The 24650-nt window shown below is 37.4% G+C and carries 23 protein-coding genes and 1 tRNA gene; 22 read left to right on the top strand and 2 right to left on the bottom strand.

All coding sequences use genetic code 11. The features are described from left to right. The first annotated feature begins 83 nt into the window (after positions 1-83). From nusA to EUI_RS0109370, 13 genes are all read left to right on the top strand, one after another. Positions 84-1175, top strand: a complete 1092-nt coding sequence (gene nusA / locus EUI_RS0109310; RefSeq protein ID WP_010687904.1) for a transcription termination factor NusA — start codon at positions 84-86, stop codon at positions 1173-1175. Positions 1176-1240: 65 nt separating this feature from the next. Next, entirely contained in the window at positions 1241-1543 is a 303-nt protein-coding gene (rnpM, locus tag EUI_RS0109315; protein WP_010687905.1) for an RNase P modulator RnpM, read from the top strand. Next, entirely contained in the window at positions 1533-1853 is a 321-nt protein-coding gene (locus EUI_RS0109320) for a L7Ae/L30e/S12e/Gadd45 family ribosomal protein (protein WP_029508556.1), read from the top strand. Before rnpM ends, EUI_RS0109320 begins: the two co-directional genes overlap by 11 nt. Then, positions 1854-4364, top strand: coding sequence for a translation initiation factor IF-2 (gene infB, locus EUI_RS0109325; RefSeq protein WP_010687907.1), 2511 nt, complete (start codon positions 1854-1856; stop codon positions 4362-4364). It begins immediately after the preceding gene. Between the two features lie 48 nt (positions 4365-4412). Continuing rightward, positions 4413-4766: a 30S ribosome-binding factor RbfA gene (gene rbfA, locus EUI_RS0109330; protein WP_010687908.1), complete on the top strand. Its 354-nt coding sequence runs from the start codon at positions 4413-4415 to the stop codon at positions 4764-4766. Positions 4767-4861: 95 nt separating this feature from the next. Beyond that, a complete protein-coding gene (locus tag EUI_RS0109335; protein ID WP_010687909.1) occupies positions 4862-6040 on the top strand; it encodes an aminotransferase class I/II-fold pyridoxal phosphate-dependent enzyme in 1179 nt (392 codons plus the stop codon). A gap of 14 nt (positions 6041-6054) precedes the next feature. Then, positions 6055-6576 carry a PTS sugar transporter subunit IIA gene (locus EUI_RS0109340; protein WP_010687910.1) on the top strand — a complete coding sequence of 174 codons (522 nt, stop codon included), beginning with the start codon at positions 6055-6057 and terminating at the stop codon, positions 6574-6576. Continuing rightward, positions 6566-7474, top strand: coding sequence for a tRNA pseudouridine(55) synthase TruB (truB, locus tag EUI_RS0109345; RefSeq protein WP_010687911.1), 909 nt, complete (start codon positions 6566-6568; stop codon positions 7472-7474). The genes EUI_RS0109340 and truB overlap by 11 nt, the downstream gene beginning before the upstream one ends. Before the next feature lie 2 nt (positions 7475-7476). Next, positions 7477-8427 (top strand): riboflavin biosynthesis protein RibF, encoded by a 951-nt coding sequence (gene ribF, locus EUI_RS0109350; protein WP_010687912.1) that lies wholly within the window; start codon positions 7477-7479, stop codon positions 8425-8427. 128 nt (positions 8428-8555) lie between these two features. After that, complete coding sequence (gene hrcA, locus EUI_RS0109355) at positions 8556-9584, top strand: heat-inducible transcriptional repressor HrcA (protein ID WP_010687913.1); 1029 nt, start codon at positions 8556-8558, stop codon at positions 9582-9584. Positions 9585-9601: 17 nt separating this feature from the next. Further along, the gene (gene grpE, locus EUI_RS0109360; RefSeq protein ID WP_010687914.1) at positions 9602-10171 is read left to right on the top strand and encodes a nucleotide exchange factor GrpE; all 570 of its coding nucleotides are present in this window, start codon (positions 9602-9604) and stop codon (positions 10169-10171) included. A gap of 107 nt (positions 10172-10278) precedes the next feature. Next, positions 10279-12123, top strand: a complete 1845-nt coding sequence (gene dnaK, locus EUI_RS0109365; protein WP_010687915.1) for a molecular chaperone DnaK — start codon at positions 10279-10281, stop codon at positions 12121-12123. Between the two features lie 79 nt (positions 12124-12202). Beyond that, complete coding sequence (locus EUI_RS0109370; protein ID WP_010687916.1) at positions 12203-13105, top strand: DnaJ C-terminal domain-containing protein; 903 nt, start codon at positions 12203-12205, stop codon at positions 13103-13105. 126 nt (positions 13106-13231) lie between these two features. Here the strand turns inward: EUI_RS0109370 and def are convergent, their stop codons facing one another. Next, entirely contained in the window at positions 13232-13810 is a 579-nt protein-coding gene (gene def, locus EUI_RS0109375; protein WP_010687917.1) for a peptide deformylase, read from the bottom strand. 53 nt (positions 13811-13863) lie between these two features. Here def and EUI_RS0109380 point away from each other — a divergent pair, with 53 nt between their 5' ends. The 6 genes from EUI_RS0109380 (at position 13864) to EUI_RS0109405 (ending at position 18940) form a co-directional block, all read left to right on the top strand. Next, complete coding sequence (locus tag EUI_RS0109380) at positions 13864-14136, top strand: UPF0223 family protein (RefSeq protein ID WP_010687918.1); 273 nt, start codon at positions 13864-13866, stop codon at positions 14134-14136. After that, complete coding sequence (locus EUI_RS0109385) at positions 14133-14918, top strand: inositol monophosphatase family protein (RefSeq protein WP_010687919.1); 786 nt, start codon at positions 14133-14135, stop codon at positions 14916-14918. Before EUI_RS0109380 ends, EUI_RS0109385 begins: the two co-directional genes overlap by 4 nt. A 65-nt stretch (positions 14919-14983) precedes the next feature. Then, entirely contained in the window at positions 14984-16825 is a 1842-nt protein-coding gene (gene typA / locus EUI_RS0109390) for a translational GTPase TypA (RefSeq protein ID WP_010687920.1), read from the top strand. 38 nt (positions 16826-16863) lie between these two features. Then, positions 16864-16952: transfer RNA gene (locus EUI_RS0109395), tRNA-Ser, on the top strand. A gap of 409 nt (positions 16953-17361) precedes the next feature. Beyond that, on the top strand, positions 17362-17943 hold the full coding sequence (locus EUI_RS0109400; protein ID WP_010687921.1) for a hypothetical protein: 582 nt from the start codon (positions 17362-17364) through the stop codon (positions 17941-17943). Between the two features lie 283 nt (positions 17944-18226). Continuing rightward, the gene (locus EUI_RS0109405) at positions 18227-18940 is read left to right on the top strand and encodes an SGNH/GDSL hydrolase family protein (RefSeq protein WP_010687922.1); all 714 of its coding nucleotides are present in this window, start codon (positions 18227-18229) and stop codon (positions 18938-18940) included. A gap of 35 nt (positions 18941-18975) precedes the next feature. Here EUI_RS0109405 and EUI_RS0109410 read toward each other — a convergent pair whose 3' ends face one another. Further along, a complete protein-coding gene (locus EUI_RS0109410) occupies positions 18976-20007 on the bottom strand; it encodes a lactonase family protein (RefSeq protein WP_010687923.1) in 1032 nt (343 codons plus the stop codon). Positions 20008-20128: 121 nt separating this feature from the next. Between EUI_RS0109410 and EUI_RS0109415 the strand changes: the two genes are divergently transcribed. Genes EUI_RS0109415 through EUI_RS0109425 form a run of 3 tightly spaced genes read left to right on the top strand, consistent with a single transcriptional unit; the run spans position 20129 to position 24623 of the window. Beyond that, entirely contained in the window at positions 20129-21292 is a 1164-nt protein-coding gene (locus tag EUI_RS0109415; RefSeq protein WP_010687924.1) for a metallophosphoesterase family protein, read from the top strand. Between the two features lie 6 nt (positions 21293-21298). After that, a complete protein-coding gene (locus EUI_RS0109420) occupies positions 21299-23665 on the top strand; it encodes an ATP-binding protein (protein WP_010687925.1) in 2367 nt (788 codons plus the stop codon). A gap of 13 nt (positions 23666-23678) precedes the next feature. Beyond that, complete coding sequence (locus tag EUI_RS0109425) at positions 23679-24623, top strand: 3'-5' exoribonuclease YhaM family protein (protein ID WP_010687926.1); 945 nt, start codon at positions 23679-23681, stop codon at positions 24621-24623. Positions 24624-24650: the final 27 nt, after the last annotated feature.

The following is a 24650-nucleotide window of genomic DNA, read 5'->3' on the forward strand; positions in this document are numbered from 1 at the left end:
TTGATAAGAACTGGGGAAATAGTGTTCTATGATAATACAGTAAGTATCAGTACATACTCTACTAATTGAATGAGGATAGGCGAATGAGTAAAGAACTAGTCGATGCGCTCGATGCCCTTGAAGCCGAGCGCGGTATAGAACGTGAAATTGTTATTGCAGCACTTGAAGATGCGCTAAGAGCAGCTTACAAGAAGCAATATAATGCTGAACAGAACGTTGAAGCAGTATTTGATACAAAAAAAGGGAACGTAGCAATTAAGCAAGTCAAAAATGTCGTGTTGGATGACGACTTTGAAAATGAAGATACAGAAATTAGTTTAACAGATGCATTAGTCATTAATCGTGCATATGAAGCCGGCGATGAAATTCGTTTTGATGTAACACCAAAAGATTTTGGACGAATGGCTGCTCAAGCAGCAAAGCAAGTTATTGTACAAAAAATGCGTGAAGCAGGTCGTGAAGCGATTTATAATAAGTTTGCTGACTATCAAGATGAGATCATTACTGGCGAGGTTGATCGACAAGATGCACGATTCTTGTATATGACACTACCTGGTAACCAGGAAGCTGCTATGGCACCAAATGATCAAATGCCAAACGAGCGATATCGTATGGGAGACCGTATTAAAGTTTTGGTAAACAAAGTTGAAAATAACGCAAAGGGACCACAAATCTTCGTCTCACGTACGGCACCGGATTTGGTGAAGCGTTTATTTGAACAAGAAGTACCTGAAGTTTATGATGGTACGGTTGAAATCATGAATATCTCGCGTGAAGCCGGCGATCGCTCAAAAATAGCTGTCTATACACATGATACAGACTTGGATCCTGTTGGTGCTATGGTTGGACAGCGAGGTGCACGGGTACAGGCTGTTGTTAACGAACTTGGTGGCGAAAATATGGATATCGTTGAATGGGTTGAGGATGAAGCGCAATATATTGCTAACGCGTTGAACCCGTCCGAGGTAGCAGATGTTATCTTTAATCCTGAAAATGAACGTGCAGTGACGGTCATTGTTCCCGACAATCAGTTGTCGTTAGCAATTGGGAAAAAAGGTCAAAATGCTCGTTTGGCTGCAAGATTAACAGGTTTTAAAATTGATATTAAATCTGAAAGTGAAGCAGCAAATAACTTATCAAACCAGTCATCTTTAAAAAATGAAAGTGGCGAATAAACTTTAGAAGGGAAATGTCTGTGGCTATGTGTTTTTGTAAGACTGGCTAAGACATGCTAAATATGATGAAACCTAGAAAAATACCAATGCGAAAAGATATTGTTACAGGTGAAATGTTTCCCAAAAAAGATCTTGTTCGAGTCGTTCGTGATAAAGAAGGAAATGTTAGCTTAGACCCCACTTCGAAAGCTAATGGCCGTGGTGCATATGTTGGGTTGGATCGTATCATTGCAGCTGAAGCCAAGAAAAAACATATTTTTGATCAAGCGTTTGAGATGAAAATACCAGATGAATTCTATGATGAACTTATTGCGTATGTGGATCATCAGCAGGCGCGTAGGGAGTTGTTTGATGATGGTGATAAGTAAAGACGGACAAATTTTAAATTTGCTCGGATTAGCGATGCGTGCTGGTAAGTTAGTGCTGGGTTCTGATCCAACATTAACAGCTATTCGTGGTAATAAAGTTCAAATGGCTTTTTTTCCTAGTGATGGTGGGCAAAGCCAAAGTAAAAAATTTGCTGATAAATCAAGCTTTTATAATGTGACACTGATTCAAGACTATACCAAGAGACAATTAACCGATGCTATCGGAGTAAATCGCAGTGTATTTGCAATTGCTGATCGTGGATTTAGTCGAAAAATTAAACAATTAATTTCAGAAAAGGAGCGGAACTAAATGACAGAAGAAAAGAAATTCTCAGGGTCAAACCGTCCTGCAAGAAAACAGGCAGTTCCAGAACGTAAAGAATTACCTGCCTCACAACGTCGACATGCGGCAAAATTGACAGATGGAACAACGGTGACACCCAATAATACAGCGTCTCGTCCAAGCAAACCAGTACGTTCAGGTCAAGGTCAACAAAATCGCACATCAAACCAAAATCGTACGAATAGCACAGCTACTGGAACCAGCGCTGCCGGCAATCGTTCAAACAATGGTGGGCAAAACCAAAACCGTAATGGTCGACCTGGCTCACGTGTTCGAGCAGCAGAAGGCCGTCCGGCAATGCGTGAAACAAAAAACTGGTCAACAAAACCGCGTGAAGGTCAAGTAGACTATTCAAAGCAAAAGGACAACAGTTTAAAGCAGTATGTCAGCGAAAATGAAAAACGTAAGCAAGCTGTAGCGGCGGCTAAAGAGCCACAAAAGCCAAAGCCAGCGGTAAAGCCAGCCGAAAATAAAAAAGCAGAACCTAAAGTAGTAAAACCAACAACTGCAGCACCAACAACTGGTGCAGGTAAATTTGGTGGTGCACTAGCTTCTGGAAATAATTCAGCACGCAACAATTCGCGTAAACGCAATACAGCTGGAACTGGTCAACAGACACCACGTCGTAATGATAAGCCACGAGGTTCAAAAAAATCACGTCGTATTGCTGCTAAAAGAGGGCCTGTTGCACCAGTAACAGAACGTAAGAAACAACCGTTACCTGAAATTTTAGAATATCGTATTGGTATGAACGTTCAAGATTTGTCCAAGTTATTACATCGTGATACAGCTGAAATTATCAAGAAGCTATTTTTGCTTGGTATTATGACAAACCAAAACCAATCACTCGATACGGATACGATTGAAATTTTAGCAGCAGATTATGGTATTGAAGCACAAGTTAAAGCAGCAGAAGACGTTGCCGATATCGATCGTTTCTTCGATGATGAAAATATTGATGAAGGCCAGTTAGTATCACGTCCACCAGTTGTCACAATCATGGGTCACGTTGATCATGGTAAAACAACTTTGTTGGATTATTTACGTAATTCACATGTTACTGAGGGCGAAGCTGGTGGCATTACACAACACATCGGTGCTTATCAAACTCAGTTAAATGGCAAAACAATTACTTTCTTAGACACACCTGGACATGCTGCCTTTACAGAAATGCGTGCTCGTGGTGCTAATGTCACAGATTTGACAATATTGGTTGTGGCAGCAGATGATGGTGTTATGCCACAAACAATTGAAGCAATTAATCATGCTAAGGCTGCTAACACACCTATTATTGTGGCTGTTAATAAAATTGACAAGCCAGGTGCAAAACCAGATGATGTAATGAATCAATTGATGGCTTACGATTTGGTTCCTGAAGAATATGGTGGTGACACAATATTTGTTAAAATATCAGCTAAATTTGGACAAAATGTTGACGAATTACTTGAAATGATACTATTACAAGCCGAAGTACTTGAATTAAAGGCTAATCCTGATATGCCAGCACGTGGCTCAGTTGTTGAGGCACGTTTGGATAGAGGTCGCGGTCCAGTTGCAACTGTATTGGTACAGCAAGGTACAATGCGTGTTGGAGATCCTATTGTTGTAGGTAATACGTATGGACGTGTACGAACAATGACTAATGAACGTGGCGTTGAACTAGAAGAGGCTTCACCAGCAACACCTGTTCAGGTCACTGGTTTGAATGATGTGCCACAAGCAGGTGATCGTTTCATTGTTATGGCAGATGAGAAAACGGCACGTGCAGCGGGTGAAGAACGCGCAAAGCGAGCACAGGAAGTTATTCGTAATTCGGGCGCAGTTGTTACTTTGGATACCTTGTTTAGTACAATGTCTGAAAAAGCAATGAAGACTGTACCGGTTATTGTTAAAGCAGATGTTCAAGGTTCTGTCGAAGCCTTATCTGGATCTTTGAAGAAAATCGAAGTAGACGGTGTACGTGTAGATATCATTCATACGGCTGCTGGTGCGATTAATGAATCGGATGTTACTTTGGCATCTGCTTCAGGAGCAATTATTATTGGCTTTAATGTTCGTCCAACACCTTTGGCAAAATCTCAAGCTGATTCTGAGAAAGTTGATATTCGTTTTTATAATGTCATTTATAATGCAATTGATGACGTTGAAGCAGCTATGAAGGGCCAACTTGAACCAGTTTATGAAGAAAAAATTATTGGAACAGTGACGGTTAAAGAATTATTCAAATTCTCTAAGGTCGGAATTATCGCTGGTGCCATGGTTGAAGAAGGTAAAATTACCAAAGAAGCTAAGGTTCGTGTCATCCGTGATGGTGTTGTTGCTTTTGATGGTGACATTGCCTCACTACAACGCGGTAAAGATTCAGTTAACGAAGTTAAGATGGGATTTGAGTTTGGATTTACAGTTGCTAAGTATAATGATGTTAGAGTCGGCGATGTTGTTGAAGCGTATGTGATGGCAGAAGTTAAAGCAAAATAACATTAGCTATATTGTTTTAATCCGATATTTAGAAAAGAGGCAAAAGTTATGGCTAATCCACAACGAGCAGGTCGCCTCGCACAAGAAGTACAGCGTGATGTAACAGCTCTATTGCTTAAGCGTATTAATGATCCACGTGTGCAAGATGTTACAGTAACTAGTGTAGAGCTGTCTGGTGATTTGCAAATTGCAACAATTTATTATTCAATTTTGTCTGATCTAGCAAGTGATGGGAAGAAAGCACAGGCTGGTTTAGAAGCTGCTAGTGGGTTAATTCGTAAAGAACTAGGTTCGCGTTTAACAGTTTACAAAACACCAGAATTGAAATTTGTGCGTGATCAATCTGTTCAATATGGCAATCATATTGAAGATTTGATTCGCAAATTACATTCTGAAAATTAATAATTGTTCATAATTTAACGCTACCTTTAAAGGGTAGCGTTTTTTGTGTTAAAATAGAATTACAATAATCTGATTAAAAATAAGGAATTTAAAAAATGACTAATTCTATACAACCATTAAACACAATAATTACTGAAATGGCACCCGATAAGTTACTGGGATTTCAAAAGGCAGTGCGAGATATTCCAGGTATTTTAAAATTAACGTTAGGTGAACCGGGATTTTCAGTAGATGAACGTATCAAGAAAGCAGCTGTTGAGGCAATCAACAATGACCGTTCTCATTATGCAGAAAGTCAAGGAGAACAAGCGTTACGGTTAGAAGCAGTTAACTATTTTAATAAACTATATCATTTAAACTTCCATGGTGAAGAGAATGTTATTGTGACATTAGGTGTTAGTGAGGCGATTAATGTTGTTTTAAATACCTTATTGGGTACAGATGAAGGTCTATTAATGCCTGAACCAACTTATGGCCCTTACTTTACGTCGTTGGACATAGCGCATGGTACAAAAATAGCGATCGATACAACCCCTAATCGCTTTAAATTAACACCAGAAATGGTTGATAAAGCAGTAGCTAGTGCGACAGTTCCTGTCCGCGCTATTTTGATGAATTATCCTGCCAACCCAACTGGTGTGACATATTCGCGTCAAGAAGTCATTGCATTGGCAGAAACATTTAAAAAACATAATATTTGGGTTATTTCTGATGAGATTTACTCGTTGTTAACATACGATCAGGCACATGTGTCTTTTGCAGAAATTATTCCGGAACGGACAATTTATATTAACGGGTTATCAAAGTCACATGCTATGACAGGTTACCGTGTTGGATTTATCTTAGGAGCAGCTGATGTGATATCTGAAATGCAAAAAGTGCACGGGGCATTAACATTTGCCATTCCAACGTTTATTCAAGATGCTGCTTTAATCGCTTTACGTGATGTGTCCGACACGCCAATAATTATGCGTGATGCTTATAAATCTCGTCGTGACCGCATTGTACCGCAATTACAAACATTAGGGTTTGATGTGGTATCACCGGAAGGTGCATTCTATGTGTTTGCCAAATTACCTACTGATATAGGTGATGATGGTGATGAATTTGCATTAAGGTTGGCACACGAGGGCAAGGTAGCAGTTATCCCGGGATCCAGTTTTAGTGAAGTAGCAAAGGCATATATTCGAATTTCTTATGCGGCATCCGATGCTGATTTGGATGAAGGCATGCGACGATTGACAGCGCACATTAATCAACTGCGTGGAAAATAAGTAAGAGGCAATTTATGAGTTGGTGGCAAAATGTATTTAATCAGAAAAATAAGTATAATCGCATTAAAACAACTGGACAATTGAATGCAGTTCATGTTGCCCGTAAGTCAAAACTTCCTGTTGTTGTTGCCCCTGTCACAGGACAATTACAAAAAATTGATGGTGACAATGAGAAAAACCATAGCAAAAATGGCTTTATGATGTTACCAGACGGGAATAATATTATGTCTCCGGTATCAGGCATTGTAGTGGCCTCAGATGAGCATACTGTGATTATTAAAAGTGTGCATCATGATAAAGTGACAGTTCAAGTTCAAGTACGCAATGAGATGTTGCAAGGAACGCGTTTGGCAACTTATGGGACAGGTCAACAGTTACATGCGGGTGATTTGATTGGAACTGCACATGCAATAGACCAAGACGATGTCCGTGTCTATGTATTGTTTGAAGATAGCGTCGTGCCATATGTAAATTATGGCGCTGTGTATGCTGGGCAAAGTATTTGGCAGTATCAAGAGGATGAAGATGCAACATAATAATAACGTTGATGGTCTTATTGTTGTTAATAAACCACGTGGTGTGACATCGTTTGATGTTGTTGCCAAAGTACGTCGAGCAATTGGCCAAAAAAGGGTTGGGCATGCGGGTACGCTAGACCCAAATGTCGAAGGCGTTCTCGTGGTGGCTCTTGGTAAAGCTACAAAACTGATAGATGAGCTGCAAACTAGGCCTAAACGTTATGTTGGCAGTATCATATTAGGATTTGCAACAGAAACAGAAGATTTAGATGGTGAGGTAATATCAAAAATTGACATTGATGTGCCATTTACTGATGCTGCAATTGATACTGCTATAGCCAATTTAAATGGTACAATAAAGCAAGTGCCGCCTATGTTTTCAGCTGTTAAAGTTGGTGGTAAACGGCTTTATGAATATGCAAGAGCAGGAGAAAAAGTGGAAAGGCCAGTGCGAGAGGCGTTAATTTATGATTACAAACGTATTGGTGCTACTATTTATGAAAATAAACAACAACATTTTGATTTTGAGGCAACTGTGTCCAAGGGAACTTATATTCGAACTTTAGCAGTGGATACTGGCCTAAAACTTGGTGTTCCTGCTACAATGAGCAGTCTGACACGCACAATGGGCAGCGGCATAACAATCGCACATGCTACAACTTTAGATGACCTTGTTACCATTGCACAATCAGAATTATTAAAACTAATCATACCAATAAAGGATGTACTGACGTGGCCGACAAAAGCGCTTTCAGATGATGAGTGGTTTGCTGTTAAAAATGGTCAAAAGATAGCAACGTGGCCTGCAAGTGATACTTATTTGCAACTCACATATCATGATGACGTTAAAGCGGTGTATGCTTATAATAAAGAAGATAGCGTCTGGCAATCGCGTTACGTGTTTACGAATGAATAATAATGATTAAAGTAATTAAATTGCATTATCCAATTTTAAAGAAAATATTACCAGCCCCAACACCACAAGTTGTTGCCATGGGTTTTTTTGATGGTGTACATTTGGGACACCAAGCCGTTATTAAACAGGCTAAACTTGAAGCTGATAAACAAGGCGTGCCTCTTGCAGTGCTAACCTATGATCCGCAGCCAATTGTTGTATTTGAGATGTTGACACAGCCTTTACGTTATTTAACATCAATGAATCAAAAATCAGAACTATTGGCTGACCTTGGCGTTAATACAATGTATGTCATGCAATTCACATCACAACTGGCACAATTGGGACCACAAGAATTTGTTAATCAAGTTATTATGCGTTTAAACCCAGTAACAGTGGTGGGCGGATTTGATCATGTATATGGCGGAGATGTTAATATAGCAGACATGGATCATTTACCTCAATATGCAAAGAAACGTTTTGACGTCGTATCAGTTTCAGAATTGGATGTTAATAACCAAAAAATTGGTTCGTCGTCTATCCGAAAAGCGCTAGAGTTAGGCAACATGAATATTGTTAATAGCCAACTTGGACGTATTCATCAGACAACTGGTTTAGTGATACATGGTGAAGCACGTGGCCGTGAACTGGGCTTTCCAACAGTCAACATTAAGACACCAGAATTAGAATGGTTGCCGGCTATTGGAATTTATGCGGTTAAAATAATGATTGGTGATGACTGGCATTTGGGAATGGCCAGTATAGGTCGTAATATTACATTCGGTGATACACGGCCAATTACTGTTGAAATAAATATATTAGATTTTAACCAGAAGGTATATGGCGAAAATGTCACAGTTAGTTGGTATAATTATCTTCGAGGTGAAGTAAAGTTTACGACTGTACCTGAATTAGTAACGCAATTAAAAAGAGATGAAATTGCTACGAGGCAATATTTTGATGCACTTGACTAATGTTAGGTGTATTTTTATTTTAGCACTCTTTAAAAAGAGTGCTAAAAAGCTTGCATAATTTTTGAAAAGGTGTATCATTATAGATGTTAGCAGTGAGTGTTATTGAGTGCTAAAACGGAGGTGATGGCGTGCTGACAGAACGACAAAAATTAATTTTAAGTGCCATCATTTACGAATACACACAAACAGCGCATGCGGTCGGTTCAAAGAGCCTTCAGGAACAACTTAATATTAAAGTCAGTTCCGCTACAATTCGTAACGAAATGGCGGCTTTAGAATCAGCAGCATTGATTAAAAAATTACATACATCTGCTGGACGTGTGCCATCACGAGCTGGATATAGATATTATCTTGATAATTTAATGATGGCACGTGTGGCTACACAACAAGATATTGCTTTGGTTATGCAATCTTTTCGTGGCAATTTTCATGAAATAGATGACTTGCTGGATGAGTCGGCTCGAACATTGTCTCAACTTACTGGGGCAACAGTGTTGATTTTAAAACCAGAACGTTTAAATATAGTTGTGTCTGGATTTCGTTTGGTACCATTAGAAAATCAGCAATTGATCGCGGTACTGGTAACTAATGATGGGAAAGTAACGAGTCAAACATTTAAACTCCCTCGGGAGTTGGCAGTTTCATCATTAGATAGCATGATTAAATATATCAATGACCAGACTAACGGGAGACCTGTTTTGGAAGTTTTACAGATGATGCAGTCGGATGAATTACCAACACAAATGAGTCGAATGATTAAAACACCAGCGGCATTCTTACAATTATTTGGAGATGTGTTGGCAAGATCAATTGGCGATAAAGTGCACATTGGTGGCCGGTTAAATGTGTTAGACTTTAGTGATGATAATCAAGACACGAAAGATGTTAAGCGGTTACTAGAGTTTTTAACTTCTGCTGCTGATGTTCGTCGAGTCGCTACAACCACAGCACACCATGTTACCATTAAAATTGCTAAAGAAATCGATGAACCATTGTTAAAGTCCTTTAGCTTAATTACAAGAGCATTCACTGTACCGAATCAAGGAGATGGTGTCATTGCTTTATTAGGTCCGATTCGTATGACGTATGCTCGTAATGTATTGTTAATGGATGCATTTGGCGAAGCATTGAGTCAAAAAATGATTGAGTATACATAAACTAGGAGGTCACTTACGTGGCAGATGAAACTGAAAACAAACCAAAAGATGAAAAAATAACAGAAGATAGTGATACGACATTAGTAGAAGAGATGATTGAAGATGAAAATGTTGTGCAGGAAGAAATAGATCCTAAGCAAATTGAACTTAATGAAGCCTTAGCACGGGTCTCAAGTTTGGAAGATCAATTACTTCGGTCACAAGCTGAAATACAAAATATGCAGCAACGACATGCACGCGAAGTGCAAAATGTGCATAAGTATGATGGGCAAAAACTAGCTAGTGCAGTGTTACCAGCGGTTGATAATTTAGAACGTGCGTTACTTGTTGAATCTGAAGATGCAGTCGCACAACAAATTAAAACTGGAGTTGAAATGACATTGAAAACGTTGGTGCAAGCTTTAACTGACAATGGTATTTCTGCAACAGGCGAAGTTGGTGAAACATTTGACCCCACAAAACATCAAGCGATTCAAAGTGTTGATTCAGATGATGTTGACTCAGATCAAATTGCGTCTGTTTTACAAAAAGGATATATACTACAAGATCGTGTGTTACGTCCAGCAATGGTGGCAGTGGCAAAATAATGATAGTATTATTATTTTAAAATAATGATAATATTATGGTGATTCAGCCAAGCGCACTACACCTAAAAAAGACAAAATTAACTTAAAAGTAAAGGAAGAATAAATTCATGTCAAAGATAATCGGTATTGATTTAGGAACTACAAACTCAGCAGTGGCTGTCCTTGAAGGTGGCGAACCAAAAATTATTACAAACCCCGATGGCGGTCGTACAACACCATCAGTTGTTTCATTTAAAAATGGTGAGAACCAAGTTGGAGATGTTGCTAAGCGACAGGCTATAACAAACCCAGATACTATTATTTCAATTAAGTCACATATGGGTGATGCTAATTATAAAGTTAACGTTGATGGTAAGGACTATACACCACAAGAAATTTCAGCAATGATTTTGCAATACATCAAAGGCTATGCCGAAGATTACTTAGGTGAAAAAGTTGATAAAGCTGTTATTACTGTACCAGCATACTTTAACGATGCTCAGCGTCAAGCAACCAAAGATGCTGGTAAAATTGCTGGATTAGAAGTTGAGCGTATTATAAACGAACCAACTGCAGCAGCTTTAGCTTATGGCTTAGACAAGTTGGACAAGAATGAAAATATTTTAGTTTATGATTTGGGTGGTGGCACATTTGATGTATCTATCCTTGAATTAGGTGATGGTGTGTTTGAAGTTTTGTCAACTAATGGTGATACACATCTCGGTGGTGATGACTTTGATAATGCAGTTATTGATTATTTAGCAGCACAATTCAAGTCTGATAATGGTGTCGATTTAAAGTCAGACAAGTTAGCGTTGCAACGCTTGAAAGATGCTGCTGAATCAGCCAAAAAGACTTTGTCTTCAGCAACCGAAGCACAAATTGATTTGCCATTTATTGCATCAGGGGAACAAGGTCCATTGCATTTACAAACATCATTATCACGTGCTAAGTTTAACGAAATTACAGCTAGTTTGGTAAAGAAAGCTGAACAACCAGTTTTGAACGCTTTGAAAGATGCTGGTTTGTCATTTTCAGATATCGATGAAGTTATTTTAAATGGTGGATCAACGCGTATTCCAGCTGTTCAAGATTCTGTTAAAAAGTTAACTGGTAAAGAACCTAACCATTCAATTAACCCAGATGAGGCAGTTGCTTTAGGTGCTGCTGTTCAAGGTGGTGTGATTACTGGTGATGTGAAAGACGTTGTATTGTTAGATGTGACACCATTGTCACTTGGTATCGAAACAATGGGTGGTGTATTCACAAAGTTGATCGACCGCAACACAACAATTCCAACATCAAAGTCTCAAGTTTTCTCAACAGCTGCTGATAATCAACCAGCTGTAGATATCCATGTGTTACAAGGTGAACGTTCAATGGCTACGGATAACAAGACACTTGGTCGTTTCCAATTGTCAGATATTCCTGCAGCACAACGTGGCGTACCACAAATCGAAGTAACATTTGATATTGACCGTAATGGTATTGTATCTGTTTCTGCTAAAGATTTAGGTACACAGAAAGAACAAAAAATCACTATCCAAGCTGCAGGCGGTTTGTCAGATGATGAGATTGAGCAAATGATGAATGATGCTAAGGCTAATGAAGAAGCTGATGCAAAAAAGAAGGAATCAGTTGATACACGTAATGAAGCAGATCAATTGATATTCTCTACAGAGAAGACTTTGGAAGAAGTTGGCGATAAGTTGGGTGATGACGATAAAAAGGCAACACAAGATGCGTTGGAATCTTTGAAAAAGGCAAAGGAAGATGCAACAGCTGATGATGCTGATTTAACAGAATTGAAGACTAAGTCTGAAGAATTAGGGAAAGCAGCCCAAGAATTGGCTATGAAGTTGTATCAGCAAGCAGCGCCACAAGAAGGTGCTGAAGGTGAAGCTAAACCAGCTGATGATAACACAGTAGATGGCGATTTCGAAGAAGTTGATCCTGATAAGAAGAAAGACTGATAACGTTATTAATAAATATCAAGCGAACCGCATTCAATTGAGTGCGGTTTGTGTACATAATATTATAAGGAGTGGGTAAGTGAATAATACAGAATTCTATGATCGTCTTGGTGTAGAAAAAAATGCCAGTCAAGATGATATAAAAAAAGCATACCGTAAATTATCTAAAAAATATCATCCAGATTTGAATCATGATGCCGGTGCCGAAGAAAAGTACAAGGAAGTCCAAGAAGCTTTTGAGACTTTGGGGACTGAACAAAAACGAGCACAGTATGATCAATTTGGACCAGCAGGAGCCAATGGTGGCTTTGGTGGTCAAGGTGGACCTGGTGGCTATCAACAGCAGGGCGGGTTTGGTGATTTTTCTGACTTGGGAGATATTTTTAGTCAAATGTTTGGTGGTGGTTTTGATCCAAATCGTCCACGTAAAGGACAAGATTTACAGTATCGTATGCATTTGAGTTTTGAAGAGGCAGTGTTTGGTAAAGAAGAAACTATTAAATTTAATCGTGGTGATGGTCCGCATGAAATTAAAGTGACAGTGCCAGCGGGCGTTGAAACAGGCCAACAAATGCGATTGTCTGAACAAGGCGAGGCAGGCGCTAATGGCGGACCACGAGGTGATTTATTTGTGGTATTCCAAGTTGCACCGTCTAAAGATGGATTTGAGCGTGATGGCGCAGATATTTACTTAGAGCAGGCTATTGATTTTGTTCAAGCGGCATTAGGTACTGAAATGCAGGTTAAATCAGTTCATGGTGATGTTAATTTGAAAATTCCGGCTGGTACACAAACAGGTACACGTTTCCGATTACGTGGAAAAGGCGCACCACGTTTGAGAGGGACAGGTCATGGAGATCAATATGTCATTGTGAAATTAGATGTACCGACAAAGCTGAATAGAGATCAAAAAAAGGCGTTAGAAGCTTATCAAGAAGCAACTGACGGTACCAAAAAGAAGAGCTTTTTTGATAAATTATAAAGATTAGTTGTGTACGCTGCATTTCTATGTTAATTGGCAGTTTTTGTTATAAAGAAAGCACCTATACCACAGGGTATAGGTGCTTTTATGAACTATAATTTTTTAGCGGATTTTTGATAACTATATTTAGTCAATATATTTTGTTTCATCATTAACTTCCCACGGCGCCTTTAAATCAATGTGATCGTAGTACAGATGTCCGTGCAGATGATCAATTTCGTGTTGAAAGACAATAGCTGGGTAATCGCGTAATTTAATAATTTTTGTGCTACCAGTTTCATCTTGGTATCGTACTGTAATGCGATCAGCACGGGGAACAAAACCAGGGATATCTTTATCAACTGATAAGCAACCTTCGCCAACATCTAATGCACCGCGTTTAATTGATTCAGAAATAATTGTAGGATTAAATATCGTACCTTTAAAATAAGGCGTCTCATCAGATTCATGTGGATTTAATGAAGGCACCAGTATAGCAGCCATGCGCAACGAATAATCGACTTGTGGCGCAGCTAGACCAACACCTGGCCGTAGGCCATATTGCTCATTTTGTGTCTCATCTTGTGAAATGACTAAATAGGCCATCATGTCTTTAGCTAGCTGCGCATGCTCTTCACTTAAAGGAAAAGGAACAGAAGCAGCCGTTTTTCGTAAGACGGCTGCGCCGTCTCGTGTGATTTTATCCATTGTAAATCGAATTGTCATGTTTTTACCTCTTTATTAGTATATCAAACTGTACAACATGTTAAAATAGTTATATGAGTGAAAATTATATATTACCAATTGATGGCAATTGGACAGTAGAGGATATTGTTAAGATATCTAACCTTGTAGATAGTGTTTTAGATGTTTATGAAACAGGTGTATTAAAATCAAAATTATTGAGACGATACAACGAGTTTCGTGATGTATTACCAGCACAGAGTGAGCAAAAAAAATTTGACAAAGATTTTGAACGTCAAACTGGACACAGTATTTATAAAACAATAAAATTAGCACAGGGAACAACAAAAGATAAGGTGCGGGGATGACGTTCAGTCAGTTTGAAATACAAGATATTAATCAAACCGTTTTATTGTGGTTAGATGAGGTCAGGAAAAGAACATTAATTGCCATGCAACAACATTTAGATATTTCTATCAAACGTGATGCAAGAGATTTAGTGACAAATGTTGATCGAGATAATGAACAATTTCTAAATGCTAAAATTAGATCCTATGATTCAGAGGCCAGTATTGTCAGTGAAGAAGGTTTTGGGGATCATCAAAATAATATGCAAGGCAATGTATGGTTTGTAGACCCCATTGATGGCACAATGAATTTTGTTAAGGAGCAGGCCGATTTTGCAGTGATGATTGCCCTTTATATCGATAATGAGCCTGTATTAGGCTGGATTTTAGATGTAGTTAATAATATTGTTTATCATGGGGGACCACAAGTTGGTGTTTTTGCTAATCAACTGCGGTTAGAACAACCAAACAATGATGCATTAAGTGATGGCATAGTATTATTAAGTGGCGCCCGCTTGCTTTATGGTATGTTTGGCTACGATAAGATTGCCAAAGCCGCTTTAGGCTATCGTGTTATTGGTGCCGCTGGACCCTCATTTTTACGTGTAATTTCTGGTCGTGCCGTTGGCTATTCTTCAAAAATGATGCCATGGGATTTTGCAGCGGGGCAGGTTTTAGCAAAAACACTAGGTTTATCGATTTCAGATATTGACGGCAGACCGTTAGATATGTTATCATCTAACATAGTATTAGTGGCTACAAATCGTGCGCATCGTGATATTCTCATGTTGCATCAAAGCTAGGGGGACAACAGACCCTAGCTTTTACTGTGAGATAAGTAGCATTAAATTAAAGGAGCACTAGGAAATTGGCAAATCGCGAAGATATTCGTAACATCGCTATTATTGCCCACGTCGATCATGGAAAGACGACGTTGGTTAATGAATTATTGAAGCAATCAGATACATTGGACTCACGCAAGGAATTGGGTGATCGTGCAATGGATACGAATGATATTGAAAAAGAACGTGGTATCACGATCTTGTCAAAGAACACGGCCGTTAAGGTCGGAGACAAGCAAATTAACATTCTTGATACACCAGGTCATGCGGATTTCGGCGGTGAAGTTGAACGTATCATGGGTATGGTTGATGGTGTGTTATTAGTAGTTGATGCTTTTGAAGGCACAATGCCTCAAACACGTTTCGTTTTGAAAAAAGCCTTTGAACAACATTTAACACCAATTGTTATCGTTAACAAAGTAGATCGTCCGGGTGCACGCCCTGAAGAAGTTGTTGATGAAGTGTTGGATTTGTTTATTGAATTAGGTGCTGATGATGAGGGACTTGACTTCCCAGTTATTTTTGCTTCAGCTATGAATGGGACAGCATCATTATCACCTGTTATTGCTGATCAAGAGCATTCAATGAAGCCGATTTTCGATGCTGTTTTTGACACAATTCCAGCACCAATTGACAATTCAGATGAACCTTTGCAATTTCAAGTTGCTATGTTAGACTATAACGACTTTGTTGGTCGTATTGGTATTGGCCGTGTGAAGCGCGGAACAATTAAAATTGGCGATGCTGTTGAAGTTTTGAAACTTGATGGCACTACACAAACTTTCCGTGTGACAAAACTAGCTGGATTTATTGGTTTAGATCAAGTTGATATTCAAGAGGCTAAAGCTGGTGATTTGATTGCTGTTTCTGGTATGGAAGATATTTCTGTTGGGGAAACAGTTGCAGATCCAGCTCATCCTGATCCATTGCCAATCTTACGTATTGATGAACCAACTTTGCAAATGACTTTCCGTCAAAATGACAGTCCCTTTGCAGGTAAAGAAGGTAAATTTGTTACGGCTCGTCAAATTGAAGATCGTTTGCGTCGTGAATTGCATACTGATGTGTCATTACGTGTTGAAGATACAGGTCAAGCTGGTGCATGGTTAGTGTCAGGTCGTGGTGAATTGCATTTGTCAATTTTGATTGAAACAATGCGTCGCGAGGGCTTTGAATTACAAGCATCACGTCCACAAGTTATCTATCGTGAGATTGATGGCGCACAGTCAGAACCATATGAATCAGTTCAAATTGATACACCCGATGAGTATTCATCAACTGTTATTGATTCTCTTAACCAACGTAAGGGCGAAATGATAAACATGGAAGCTGTTGGTAATGGACAAACACGTTTGACTTATATGGCACCTTCTCGTGGATTAATTGGTTATTCAACTGAGTTTATGTCAGCAACACGCGGTTATGGAATTTTTAACCATACTTATGCTGAATATCGTCCAGTAGTGCGTAACTGGGAACCAGGCCGACGTAATGGCGCTTTAGTGTCAATTACGCAAGGTACAACAACGAACTATGCTATCATGGGTGTTGAAGATCGTGGACAAATGTTCATTGGTGCTGGTATTGAAGTTTACGAAGGTATGATTGTTGGTATGAATGCACGTGACAATGATATTTCTGTTAACGTGACGAAGTTAAAGCCACAATCAAACGTTCGTTCATCAAACAAAGACCAAACTTCGTCTATCAAGACACCACGTCTTATGAACTTAGAAGCATCTTTGGAATTTTTGAATGATGATGAATATGTTGAAGTAACACCTGAAAATGTTCGTATTCGTAAAGCTATTTTGAATACAGCAGAACGTGAAAAGTCTGCTAAACGTCGCAAGGCCTCAACAAATTAAATAGTAGTGACAGAAAATCTGACTGGATTTTCTATTATGGAGCTATGGCACAATCCGGTACTGCAACGGACTCGAAATCCGTCGAGCCGCTTTTGGCGGTGTGCGGGTTCGAATCCCGCTAGCTCCTTATTGGCTGTTCCATCAACAAAGTTGATGGAACAGCTTTTTTGTTTGTAATCGTTGGTATGACTGCATTTGTAATGTGCTTAGTATATATATGAAATGGTACTGACTAATATGAATAAGTAAAAAATAAGCATCTAGTGCTACAAATTGCTTAATCGTCTTATTTATTTTAATGTGTCTTTTCTTTTTAGATAGGTGCGCGTAAATATTTTATATGATAATAATATCAGAATGTCTAGCATACTTATTTACATAAAACGTAGCGTTGATTGTTATCGGAATGGTATAGCAAGCTTGTCTAGACAACATAAATGCATAAAATCTATTGACAATTGTATATATACATTATATGATATTAAAGTTGTGTTAAACATATTTTTACAAAAAGTAAGTGAAAACAGAAGGATATTATGAAGTACAAAAAAACAATCATCACAATTACTGCTGCAGCTGCCATATCATTTGGAGCAGGAGCAGCTCTTGCTGATAGTGGTTCGTGGGTTGGGACACCCAATTTAGCCCACACACGTAGTATTATAGACCAATTAGGTGATAAGTTGACAACGCAATCTGCTACCATTTCTACATTAAGTCAGCAAAGCACGACTTATCAAAGTCAGTTAACTGATGCAAAGGGTAATTTGATGTCATTGCAAAATCAGGTAGCAAATCTACAGAGTCAATTAACAAATGAAAATGCCGCTTTCCAAACACAATTACAGCAAAAAATTGATGAAATTAACCAAAAAATAGCAGAAGGTAATCAAAAAGTTGCTGATAAACAAAAAGAATTGGACGGTGTTCAATCACAATTGAATGCTGCTAATTCAAAAGCATCAGATTTGCAGCAACAGTTGAATAGTTTGCAACAAAAATCAAATGATTCAGAAAACAAAAATTCTGATTTGCAAAAGCAATTGGATAACGCATTACAAGATGCCAAAAATACTGAAACACATGCACAAGATGTTTTAAATCAACAGCAAAAATAAAATGCAAATGTCTATCACAACATAAAATCGAGTTGGCAAAAAATCTCGGTTTTTTCTATAAATTCATCTAAAATAAAGCAAGCTACTTAGTAGCTTGCTTTATTTTTCTCAAGATTGTATAATATTGATTTATTGTGTTGTATATAAATGAAAAAAAACTTACAAATTAGTGAGTTAAGATTTCCTGTAGTGTATGTTATTATAAATTTTAGGTATAGCTTCAAAATGTCAACAATATATTAAGAGTTGTTGATAAATAAAATTTTTAATGGAAGAACAAAAAATGTTAATAAAAAAACTTTTTAATTTCAAAAATAAATCAAAATTAAATGAAGACAATAATAATTATTTACAGAATAGTGAACTAGAAAGCGTGCAAACAGTAGGAATTATTGGTGATAGTGTGTCTTTTGGATTGAAATCTAGCATGAATTATGGTCAATACCTTCAAAAAATAACGGGAGGCGTAGTTCAAAACTTAGCATATTCAGGGGCGCATTTATCCGATAATGGTCGAAAAAGTATTTTTCAACAATCTCAATGTTTGGATCGGTGTGATTTGTATATTTTACAAGGCACTGACGATGATTGGTTAGCTAACGTGCCAATTGGTAAAAAGGGTGATACTGCAAAACAATCCTATATTGGCGCTTTTTATCAAACTGTTTCTCAATTGCGTCATTTGAATGCCATGGCCAAAATTATAATTGTCTCAACGACTTTCCAAACACCTATGTGGGGCAATGTTGTGAGGCGTACCGATAGAACAGAAAATACTTTAGGGTATTCTTTACATGACTATATGGCAGCACAGAAAAAAGCATGTGACGATTTAAAATTACCTTTTGTTAATCTAATGCGTCAGACATTATTTGATCCTAATAAAAAAACATTTCGTCAAAAATATATGCCTGATGGCTTGCATCCGAATAAGGAAGGACATCAAATTATTGCCAATGAAATTGTCAGGGTATATAAAGAAAACTTTGGATTCTGAAAATCAAAAAAGCGCTTAATTAAGCGCTTTTTTGATTAGTATTCAAATACAACACGAACACCTTCAGGGATAGTGAAGTCTTTTTGTAGTAGAGATAGTTCACCGGACTGACTGTCACGTGTGTACAACGACACATTATCAGTATCTTGGTTGGCTACCACCAGGAAATTTTGGTTAATATCCCAATTCATATCTCGTGGGAATTCACCCTCGGTGCTGATTAACTGAATTCGTTCAATTTCTGAACCTTCGTTACCAATTTTGAAGACGGCAACAGAGTTATGGCCTCGATTTGAAGCATAAATAAATTTACCATCATCACTTAAACGTAAGGCAGCTGAACCATTATGCTCTGTCCAATCACTGGGAATAGTTGATGCAGTCATAACATGTTCGAACGAACCGTCATCTTTGTTGTATTTAAGAACACTCAATAAACTAGATAGTTCACCGAGTAAGTAAGCGTACTGTCCATCTGTTGAAAATCGTATGTGACGTGGGCCAAATCCTTCTTCCGTATGGAATCGAGAAACTTCCATTAAAGTACCATTGTCGTTAACATCAAAAGTGATAATTTCATCTGTACCAAGATCAATGGCAACAAGACGCTTATCCGGTGTAAGGTTAGCAAAATGAATATGTGATGAGCCTTGTTCAGGGCGAGGACCTGAACCGCTATTTTCCCAAGTGTCAACAAGCGTTAAATTACCATCAGGCTGAATGCTATATGACTCGACTGTTCCGCGATGGTAATAACCGGCAAAAACTAATTGTCGTTCTTCATCAACACCAATATAAGCTGGTGCTGATCCTTCACTTAGTTGTGAGTCAATTTCCGCAATTGGCCGGACTGAGTTATCCAGTGTAACAATACCGCCCTGACCATCACGATTCTCAACGGCGTAAACCTTGTTTGCCTTGGACAATGCTAAGTAAGTTGGATTTGTTAACTCGGTGATCAATGTTGGATTTTGTAATTGCTGCGATTCAGTATCCAATTCAGCTTCGTAAATACCCTGTGAAATACGTTTCGTATAGGTACCAAATAAAATCTTATATATTGCCATTTTTTGTCTCCTCAATAAACTAATGACATTATACCACAAATGTAAGGGGTTTCACAAGTTGAGAAACCATCGGACATTCAGTATAATATAATTAGCGAACATATGTTCAAGAAAGGTTACTATGAAATTTATTCATGCAGCAGATATTCATCTGGGCAACCCATTCATTGGATTAGACCAAACATTACCTAGTCGGCTTAAAAAAGTTGTTCAACAATCGACGTTAACGGCGTTTAAAAGTTTAATTAGTTCATCTATTACTGAAAATATTGATTTTTTGGTTATCCCAGGTGACTTATACAACGCAACTCAAAATAGTCCTCAAATTCAAGAGACTGTTAGTCAGCAGTTCGAACGTTTAAATAGTGCCGGGATACCAGTTTATTTAAGTTTTGGTAATCATGATTTTGAAGCTAATAAACAAAATCATCTCTCATGGCCAGAAAATGTGTATGTATTTGAACAAAGTGTTGAAACAAAATATTTAACGCTTAAAACAGGTGAAAAAATTGCTTTGACTGGATTTAGTTATCAAACACAACGTCAGACACAAAAAATAATTAATGATTTTCCGGTAAAGATACAGTCAGTAGACTATCAAATTGGGTTATATCATGGTGCCGTTGGCATAGATGGTGATCCTTATGCGCCATTTAGCGTGGGTGACATGTTGAAAAAAAATTATGACTATTGGGCTCTAGGACATATTCACATGCGGCAAACGTTGAATAATCAGCCATTTATCGGTTACTCCGGTGTATTGCAAGGCCTTAATCGTAAAGAAATTGGCGAGAAAGGCTACTATTTAGTGACGAGTAAAAATCATGTATTGATACCGGAATTTCATGTTATTTCGCCAATTATATGGGAAGAATTAATTTTGTCGGAAGTGAGTGATGAACTTGATTTAATTAATCAAGTATTAAATTATAAATATACTAAAACAACTTTTTTATCGGTCAAAATTACAGCAGATTTAGATGAGAACGTTATCCAACGTTTAGAAAGTGGTACGACCTTGGAGAAACTACGTGAAAAAGTACCGAGAGATTTATGGATAGTAAATTTAACAATCACTCATGAATTATTGACATTACTTACTGAAGATAATATTGATCAAAAATATTGGCTAGAATCGTTTGAAAAACTTTTCTCTAATTTTGTAATATCAGACTATATCTCTAATCAAGCGCCAACCTTTGTTCGTGACTACTTTATGGGTCAAGAAGGGAAAAACAGTTTGCAAAATAAGATGCAACAATTAATACAGTCTCGAAAGGTATGATAAATAATGAGAATAAAACAAGTAGAAATTAGTGGCTTTGGACGCTGGTCACAAAAAAAATTTGATTTTGTCAACGACTTGCAAGTAATAGCTGGTCAAAATGAGTCTGGTAAATCAACATTACGTGCATTTATTATTGGTATTTTATTTGGTTTTCCATCTAAAAAGAGTAATATAAATGTTTATGATCCAAAGGATGGTAGTCATTACGGTGGCAGTCTCATTGCTGATTTTAATAATACTATTGTTAAAATAACGCGTCTTGGTCGAATAAAATCAGAGTTGACAATAACATATTTATCTAATCAGTTAACTATTGTAGATCCAGAAAAATGGTTAACAGATCAATTAGCACCGCTAAATCGAGATATGTTTAACAGCATTTTTAATTTTAGTCAGCAAGATTTATCAAAAATATCACAGTTAAAAGCAATAGATTTACAAAAATTGTTGTTAAATATTGGGGCTGTTGGTAGTTCAGGATGGCTTGAAATCACTGCTGATCTTGAAAAACACGCCGATAAGCAATTTGCACAGCGAGCAACAGGAAAACGGCCTTTGAATATTGCTGCCAAACAATATAAAGAAAATAGCCATTTATTACTAGCTAAGAATGAAGAAATGATAGCCTATGCCTCTGAGAAAGAAAATATTGTAAGACAAACGCAAATTATATCTCAAAATTATGAAGAAGTTCGCAAACTAACGCGTCGTGTTCAAACTAGTCAAACTGTGATGCAACAATACCAACTATATCAATCAGCTCAGTTATTGAAAACAAAAATTACAGCATCTGTGCCACCGGTCGCAGATGCTGATATAGCCTCACTTCAACGGTTAAAAATCGGTATTGATATGCATCAAAATAAAATAAGTGAGTTGAATACATTAATTGAAAGAACGCCGCAAACAATAGATATTGTCGAAAAGTACGATGCAACCTCAGAATTGGCGAAAATTCAGATTGCTGAACGCCATTTACAGGAGTTAATCAACCAAAAATCTTCAATTATGGCAGATGAAAAGCGTCTAAGCGACCGTTTTTTGAATAAAAAAGTACCAGAGTTATTGTCGAGTACGGAACAAAAAATATTGATTAATAAAAGCAAAAGTATAATCACGATATTGGTTGGTATTTTTATTGGTATCGTAGCTTTTTTTACTGTTAAACCACTTGTTGTCGTGGCATTATTAATAATTGCATATGGTTGTTATCTTTTCCACTCACGTCGTAAATTGCTCAATAAGATACAAAAACGTTATAATATGATGTCCCTTGCAGATATCGAGCTGGTTCAGTCAAATATTAAGCAATTCTCTGATTGGCAACATCAACTCGTGGCGTTAGATGCAGATATTTTGGAGAAACAAAACAAAATCATGGCACAGTTATTGCCAATTGCTGATCATTTTCAAGTACAATTAAATGATGATGTCTTTGAGGCTGTGATTATAGAACTTATGCATATTAATGATCAACAACACATGCAGGCACAAAATAACGCTGTAATGATTGCGCAAAAAAATCAACAAATTTTAACAGAGATTAAACAACATCAGGAACAGTTGGCACAGCAATTATCAGATCAGCAAAATATGCTGCAAAAATATCATGTGCTAAATGAGCAAGAATTACTAACTTTAAAACAAAATTATGTTGATCATATCCGAAATAAACAGCGGTATGATGATATAATGCAACAAATTGAACCTGAAACGATGAATAAATTACAAGAAGTGAGCGATGAAAAAGAATTAAGTCAACAAATAGTATTATTGAAAAATAAATTAGAACAGAAACAACGCACTGGATTAAATTTACAGGCACAATTATCAGATATGCAGGCGCAGCAGAAACAACGAATCAGTGACGATCAATTTTTGACTTTACAACAAAATTTGGCTGATGAACAGACGAACTTGATTGATCAATTTGGAGATTACATAGCAGAAAAAATGGTTGTTAAGTGGATTGATCAGGCTTTACAATTAGCAACACAAAATCGTTTTCCAAAAATGCAACATATCGCTACAGATTACTTTAAACGTCTTACTAGTGGTAAGTATGTAGCTATTCAATTTGTTAAAGACGATTTGAATCTTATTGGCCGATCAGGTCAAAAATATCGTGTGATTGAATTATCAACAGGAGCACAAGAACAATTATATGTTGCGCTACGGCTGGCTTTAAGTAGTGTTATAGCAGACATTATAACCGTACCAATATTGATTGATGACGGTTTTGTTAATTTTGACTCGATACGAAGACAGACGATGATTGATATTTTGCAAGAAATTGCTAAGAAACAGCAAATTTTTTATTTTACCACGTCATTTTCACATACGACGAAAATTAATGTGATAAACTTGTAAAAAGAGGTAGCGTATGGCTAAATTATTAACAGAATATATAGATACAGAGCATATTGATTCCTTCGCGTTAATCAAAAGCGCTGATATTCGTCTGACAAAAACTGGAAAAACCTATTTGAATTTACTTTTTTCTGATCGTTCAGGTGATTTACCTGGGAATCTTTGGGATGCAACAGACGACCAAATAAAGTCATTAATACCGGGGCAAATAGTCAAATTACAAGGTGTACGTGGTGCATATCAAGATAAACCACAGGTGCAAATTACAAATTTACGTTTGTCAGAAACTGGTGAACCAAATAATCCGACAGATTTTATGATTCATGCGCCACTTAAAGAAGGTGAAATGAATGATGAATTAAGTGATTTTATTTTAATGATAACCAATCCAACTTGGAATCGGTTAGTACGTAAGATTTTTTCGTTGTATCATGATCAATTTTTACGTTTTCCTGCAGCAAAGTCAAATCATCATGCTTTTGCCGGGGGATTAGCGTTCCACTCATTGTCTATTGTTAAATTAGCTAGAAGTGTTGTGGCGCAATACCCACAACTAAATAGCGATTTATTGATAACCGGCGCCTTGTTGCATGACTTAGGCAAAACAATTGAATTGTCTGGACCAATAGCAACACAATATACACTTGCTGGTGATTTAATAGGACATATTACATTAATTGATGAGCAAATTGTTTTAGCTGCAAATGAACTTCACTTTGATCTTCAGTCTGAAGAAATGATTTTAATACGTCATGTTGTTCTGGCGCATCACGGCATACTAGAATATGGTTCACCAGTCCGTCCTGCTGTTATGGAAGCAGAAGTTTTACACCAGTTAGATGAATTAGATGCAGGTATTCAAATGATGACCGCAGCTCTTAATAAAACAGAGGTAAAAACATTTTCAGATCGTATTTTTGGGCTTGATAATAGGAAATTCTACAAAATTTCAGAATAAAAATAAAAAATACGTTACGACTTCCAA

The organism is Leuconostoc gelidum subsp. gelidum KCTC 3527 (assembly GCF_000166715.1).
Taxonomy (GTDB): domain Bacteria; phylum Bacillota; class Bacilli; order Lactobacillales; family Lactobacillaceae; genus Leuconostoc; species Leuconostoc gelidum.

Bases quoted from the DNA above. Each gene is read 5' to 3' on its own strand.
- EUI_RS0109425 (WP_010687926.1), top strand. From the start codon at position 23,679: ATGGCTAAATTATTAACAGAATATATAGATACAGAGCATATTGATTCC.
- EUI_RS0109385 (WP_010687919.1), top strand. From the start codon at position 14,133: ATGACGTTCAGTCAGTTTGAAATACAAGATATTAATCAAACCGTTTTA.
- ribF (WP_010687912.1), top strand. From the start codon at position 7,477: ATGATTAAAGTAATTAAATTGCATTATCCAATTTTAAAGAAAATATTA.
- dnaK (WP_010687915.1), top strand. From the start codon at position 10,279: ATGTCAAAGATAATCGGTATTGATTTAGGAACTACAAACTCAGCAGTG.
- rnpM (WP_010687905.1), top strand. From the start codon at position 1,241: ATGAAACCTAGAAAAATACCAATGCGAAAAGATATTGTTACAGGTGAA.
- EUI_RS0109340 (WP_010687910.1), top strand. From the start codon at position 6,055: ATGAGTTGGTGGCAAAATGTATTTAATCAGAAAAATAAGTATAATCGC.
- EUI_RS0109420 (WP_010687925.1), top strand. From the start codon at position 21,299: ATGAGAATAAAACAAGTAGAAATTAGTGGCTTTGGACGCTGGTCACAA.
- infB (WP_010687907.1), top strand. From the start codon at position 1,854: ATGACAGAAGAAAAGAAATTCTCAGGGTCAAACCGTCCTGCAAGAAAA.
- rbfA (WP_010687908.1), top strand. From the start codon at position 4,413: ATGGCTAATCCACAACGAGCAGGTCGCCTCGCACAAGAAGTACAGCGT.
- EUI_RS0109410 (WP_010687923.1), bottom strand. From the start codon at position 20,007: ATGGCAATATATAAGATTTTATTTGGTACCTATACGAAACGTATTTCA.
- def (WP_010687917.1), bottom strand. From the start codon at position 13,810: ATGACAATTCGATTTACAATGGATAAAATCACACGAGACGGCGCAGCC.
- EUI_RS0109380 (WP_010687918.1), top strand. From the start codon at position 13,864: ATGAGTGAAAATTATATATTACCAATTGATGGCAATTGGACAGTAGAG.
- truB (WP_010687911.1), top strand. From the start codon at position 6,566: ATGCAACATAATAATAACGTTGATGGTCTTATTGTTGTTAATAAACCA.
- EUI_RS0109335 (WP_010687909.1), top strand. From the start codon at position 4,862: ATGACTAATTCTATACAACCATTAAACACAATAATTACTGAAATGGCA.
- nusA (WP_010687904.1), top strand. From the start codon at position 84: ATGAGTAAAGAACTAGTCGATGCGCTCGATGCCCTTGAAGCCGAGCGC.
- EUI_RS0109400 (WP_010687921.1), top strand. From the start codon at position 17,362: ATGAAGTACAAAAAAACAATCATCACAATTACTGCTGCAGCTGCCATA.
- EUI_RS0109415 (WP_010687924.1), top strand. From the start codon at position 20,129: ATGAAATTTATTCATGCAGCAGATATTCATCTGGGCAACCCATTCATT.
- EUI_RS0109405 (WP_010687922.1), top strand. From the start codon at position 18,227: ATGTTAATAAAAAAACTTTTTAATTTCAAAAATAAATCAAAATTAAAT.